The organism is Psychrobacillus sp., assembly GCF_056205495.1.
In genome coordinates this window covers 1-1,936 of record NZ_JBAEAP010000072.1, presented here as the reverse complement: position 1 = coordinate 1,936, position 1,936 = coordinate 1, and the positions used below count along the sequence as shown (strand labels likewise).

Here is a 1,936-nt window from a genome sequence, read left to right as displayed (position 1 = left end):
ACCCCTAACTTATCTCTCAATGCACCCTCTTATTCGCTACTAAGATACTCTTTTATAGATTCAAAATCCTTGGAAATGTATTCAGCGTTTTGTAATGTTTGAATAAACCATGTTTTGATTTGAAAGGTATCTTCTAATAGTTGCTCTGTTCCCTCCGTTTCTTTTTGGACAACAGAATTCACAACAGCTACCCGATTTCTGTAATAAAGTATATGCTGCATAAAGCGATCTTTAACCTCTGGGTTAAATAGCTCTCCCATTTGTATTATTCCATTATTTATATGCTCCTCGGCATAAATTGCTGATGCAGTCACTGCAAGCTCTTCCTTAAACGACTTGCTTTTTATCATTTCATTTTTATATTCCTCACATAATTCTTCTGCTATATGGGCGATTTCTAACAAGCTATTCTTGTTAGGCTCATCTAAACTTTTTTTACTATTAAAAACCTCTGCTATATCTAGTACTTTTTTTAATTGTTGGGTGATCGTATCTATTTTTTCTACATTAAATGAACCATTATTAAGTAAGCCTTTTGTTTTTTCAAATACATAAAGCCTTTGAAGATATCCATTTAGTAACACTAGGCCGTTATATTGTGTAGCAGCTTTCATTAGTACACCCCTTTTCTATATTTATTAGACGCTTCCCTTTATAAGAACCTTGTAAACGATTATATTCCAAAAAGTGGGTTTCAAAATCTATTTATGAATTTTTATGCTAAATAAATAGAGAACTATGACATTTATATGCTTTTTGCTTCGGCACAAGATCCATTTGTGGAATCCTTTCTCAAGCGTCCGTAGCTGATAAGAAACTTCTTTATGAATAGAAGTTAAATAAAAAATAAGCTAGGATGTTTTCTCCTGGCTCATTTTACTTTAATATTATATTTTACTAAAGTACCTTAGTGTAAGAAGACCTTTTTGATAAATCCACTACTCAAGTTTAAAATTCATTATACTTCTTCCCTCAACCACTTCTCCATTTTTCCATATGAATTCGAAAGCATATTGATTTCCAATCATTTCTTCATAAACTGTAATTGTTAAAGGTGTATTTTCAGGAGTCTTTTGTTTTCTACTCACTTCTTTTGAGTCATATTCATCTCTATTAACAACGTGTATTAAATGAATTTCTGTTGGTTGTGGTTTTAACGAACTCCAATCAATTTGAAGTCGATTACCAGCTTCAACGTCTCCGCTATGGATATTAGGGTAATTGTAATGAATTAATTCATCACAATTATTCCAACATACTTCTCCATACGAGGAATCAAACAGATATTTCACGTTCCCCTCAGCAGACAAAAGGGTAATTTCAGGGGTGACAAGAGCCTTAAAAGCTGGAAGGAAATTTTCTTCATTTCCAACAGTATTTTTTTCAGTCTGTATTTTTTTAGTACTCTCTTTAGATACTTGACTTGCCTCTTCCTTCTTTTGAGACTCCTGGTTTTCATTGTTACACGCGATTAAAACTACTGATAATAACAGAAAAATTAAAAGTAATAGTGTTTTTTTCATTTCGCACCCCTTCTTTAAGCGTAGCTACCCTTTAGTTGTATAAGACAATTCTATTTTAATTACCTTCCAATAATTATTGAATCATTAGAAGGAGTAAGATATTCCTTTCCCCCTGTGGTAAAATTAGACTGTTGACGGTTTACTTCTGCATAATGAATTACTTTTTTGCCATTAAGGAATATCAATAAATAGATATCATCCCTAATGTCAATGTTGCTTGGGTCTTTATAATCAACACCTAATTGTTCTTTTAAACTCTCTTGGGTTGTATAAGGTGCAAATAGGAAAGCTTTATCCCAATCGAAATTTGTTAAAGAGCTAATATTTATTTCACTTATATTGTTGTCTTCTACAATGGAATAAATGGATTCCTCTAATTTAGTATGTTGTTGAACATTACTTTGGCTACATCC

General features: G+C 32.0%; 3 protein-coding genes. All 3 read right to left on the bottom strand.

What is annotated here, in order from left to right:
- Positions 1-29 precede the first annotated feature (29 nt).
- Positions 30-614 (bottom strand): hypothetical protein, encoded by a 585-nt coding sequence (locus tag AC06OU_RS02330; RefSeq protein WP_475853696.1) that lies wholly within the window; start codon positions 612-614, stop codon positions 30-32.
- 324 nt (positions 615-938) lie between these two features.
- Complete coding sequence (locus tag AC06OU_RS02325; RefSeq protein ID WP_475853695.1) at positions 939-1,523, bottom strand: hypothetical protein; 585 nt, start codon at positions 1,521-1,523, stop codon at positions 939-941.
- A gap of 59 nt (positions 1,524-1,582) precedes the next feature.
- Positions 1,583-1,936, bottom strand: a 354-nt coding sequence (locus AC06OU_RS02320; RefSeq protein ID WP_475853694.1) for a hypothetical protein, incomplete at its 5' end; no start/stop codon positions are given.

Excerpts from the sequence above, each read along its gene's own strand:
- AC06OU_RS02330 (WP_475853696.1), bottom strand. The coding sequence starts at position 614 with ATGAAAGCTGCTACACAATATAACGGCCTAGTGTTACTAAATGGATAT.
- AC06OU_RS02325 (WP_475853695.1), bottom strand. The coding sequence starts at position 1,523 with ATGAAAAAAACACTATTACTTTTAATTTTTCTGTTATTATCAGTAGTT.